Consider the following 2904-nt stretch of genomic DNA (forward strand, 5'->3'; position numbering starts at 1 on the left):
GACGGCCTCGAACAGCTTGAGGAGCTCCTCGGCTGCGGTGCCGGCCTGCCCGCCGGGGCCGGCCGGGCCGCCGTGCCGGGAGCGGCGGCGCTCCTTCTCGGCGGCGAGGTCCTCGGCGCAGGCGTCGTAGGGCTCCTCGGCGTCCGATCCGCAGAGCTCGGCGTTGATCTCCCGGACGAGTTCGGTCAGGTCTGTGGGGCGGTCGGGCCCCCACCAGTCTCCGAGCAGTTCGGCGAGGGACTCCTCGCGGGCGCGCGAGAGCCGGTTCGCGTGCTCCCGGCCGAGGGCGGTCGGGACGAGCTCCAGTCCTTCCCGTACGGCGAGCCGGCGCTCCTCCAGCTGGCGGGCCGCGTCCGTGATGACCTTGATCGGGATGGCGGTGCGCTCCGCCAGGACCGCGGGGCCGATGGCCCCGTACTTGGTCATCCTCAGCAGCATCCAGCTCGCCGCGGGCAGCAGGTCGAGCCCGGCGCGCGCGGTGATCTTCTCGTAGACGCCGCGGCGGCCCTCGCGGGTGCCGAGGACGGTCAGGGCGCGGGCGACCTCGTCGTGGGAGGAGCGGTGGACGGGGTTGGAGGCGAGCGTCTCGGTGACATCGGGTGCGGTCACCGAGCCGCGGAGCACGTCCTCCCGCAGGAAGAGGGAGATGGCGAAGGCGAGGAGGACGACGGGCACGGCGTAGAGGAACACGTCCGTGATGGAGGCGGCGTAGGCGTCGAGGGCGCGCGGCTGGAGGTCGGCGGGCAGGGCGGCGATCGCCCGGGGGTCGGCTTCGATCTGCGCGGTCGTTCCCGGCGGCAGGGGCTGGCCGGCGAAGGCGGTGGTGAGTTTTCCGTCGAGCCGGTTGACGAAGACCGTGCCGAAGATCGCCACGCCGAAGGAGGCGCCGATGGATCGGAAGAAGGTGGCTCCCGAGGTGGCGACCCCGAGGTCGGCGTAGCTGACGGCGTTCTGCACGGCCAGGACGAGCACCTGCATGACCAGGCCGAGCCCGAGGCCGAACACGAAGAAGTACAGGCTCATCTCCCAGGCGCCGCTTGTGCGGTGCATCTGGTGCAGGAGGAGCAGCCCTACCGCGGTGACGGCGGTGCCGGTTACGGGGAAGACCTTCCACCGTCCGGTGCGGGAGACGATCTGGCCGGAGCCGGTGGAGGCGATCAGCATGCCGAGGACCATCGGCAGCATGTGGACGCCGGACATGGTCGGGGAGACGCCTTGGACGACCTGCAGGAACGTGGGGAGGTACACCATCGCGCCGAACATGGCGAAACCGACGACGAAGCTGATCACCGAGCAGAGGGTGAAGGTGCGGATGCGGAAGAGGCCCAGCGGCAGCACCGGTTCGGCGGCGCCCCGCTCGACGAACACGAACGCGACGAGGAGCACCGCGCCGAGGATGTCCAGCCCGATGATCCTGGGTGAGCTCCAGCCCCAGGTGCCGCCGAGGGAGGCGATCAGGACGAGGCAGGTCGCGACGCAGGCGATGAGGAAGGTGCCGAGGTAGTCGATGCGGTGCGGTTCGCGGCGCACCGGGATGTGCAGGGCGGCCGCGATGACCGCGAGCGCGACGAGACCGACGGGGAGGTTGATGTAGAACACCCAGCGCCAGGACAGCTGGTCGACGAACAGGCCTCCGAGGAGCGGGCCGAGGACGCTCGTCGCACCGAACACGGCGCCGAAGAGGCCTTGGTAGCGGCCGCGTTCCCGCGGGGGGACGATGTCGCCGACGATCGCCATGGACAGCACGATCAGACCGCCGCCGCCCAGGCCCTGGAGGGCGCGGAAGCCGATCAGCTGGGGCATGTCTTGGGCGAGCCCGCACAGCGCCGACCCGATCAGGAAGATGACGATGGCCGTCTGGAAGAGCTTTTTGCGCCCGTACTGGTCGCCGAGCTTCCCCCACAGGGGTGTCGCGGCGGTGGCGGCGAGCATGTATGCGGTGACCACCCATGACAGGTGGTCCATCCCTCCGAGTTCGCTGACGATCGTCGGCAGGGCGGTCGAGACGATCGTCTGGTCGAGTGCGGCGAGCAGCAGGCCCAGCATCAGTGCGCCGATGGGGACGAGCACGTCGCGGGAGGCGCGTTCGGCTGCGGGCCCCTTGCCACCCGGTCCGGTGTGGGGGTCGCGGGAGCCCGACGTCACTTCCTGGGACATCCGTTCCTCCTCAGGCCGATCAACATCTCCATCCTGAGCGGTGTGTCCGGTTATGGCCTCTCGGGAGGGTTGGGCGGGCTGCGAAGGGTCTGCATAATCGCAGGCAATGCCCAGGGAGGGAGTCCAGTGAGCGCTGAGCGCTGTCCAGAATGCGACGCCGCGCGCGTCGACTGCGGGTGCGCGCCGGGCACGGGCGGGGGCGGTTTTGAGCCACTAAGAGTCCGCCCGTACGTGACGCTGCCCCACCCTGGCGACCCCGCGGCCCGCGCCCAGCACCCGCCGCACCCTGCACAGCCGCCGGTGCACGGCGTCATGGCCGCCCCCGGCCGACCGCACACGCCTCCGCCCGGGACCGGCCCGGAGGCGTCGACCCCGGCCTACGGCATACCCGTATGGCCGGACACCCCGCCGCAGGCGTACTGGCCGGCCGAGACGGCCCCCCTGCCACCGGTCCCGCCGGCACAGGTCCAGGACCTCGGCCTGCTCGCACAACCGCACACCCATCGCGAAACGGGAGGGGGCGGGGGCGGGGGCCCCAGGGGGAAGCGCACCGGCGGCGGCTCCCGGCGCCGCCGGTTCCCGACGGTGCTCGCGGGTACCGGCACGGTGGTCGCCGTGGGCACGGTGGCGCTGGCGATGGGCATGATGTCGCGTTCCGTCGAGAGCGACACGGTCCTCCTGGACGCGAAGCCCTCGGCGCCCGCCGCGAGCGTCCTCCCCACGAGCCCGGCGGAGTCCGCCTCCCCC

General features: G+C 71.9%; 1 protein-coding gene and 1 pseudogene. One reads left to right on the top strand and one right to left on the bottom strand.

Features of this window, described 5'->3' with window-relative positions:
- A partial coding sequence (locus tag EF903_RS31140) for an MFS transporter (protein WP_148142624.1) occupies window positions 1-2157 on the bottom strand: 2157 nt, incomplete at its 3' end.
- A gap of 231 nt (window positions 2158-2388) precedes the next feature.
- On the opposite strand from EF903_RS31140, the pseudogene EF903_RS31145 reads away from it, so the two are divergent.
- Window positions 2389-2904 (top strand): annotated as a pseudogene (locus EF903_RS31145) (hypothetical protein); the annotation flags it as partial.

Origin of the sequence: Streptomyces sp. WAC05292 (genome assembly GCF_003949955.1) — a bacterium.
In the GTDB taxonomy this organism is placed as follows: domain Bacteria; phylum Actinomycetota; class Actinomycetes; order Streptomycetales; family Streptomycetaceae; genus Streptomyces; species Streptomyces globosus.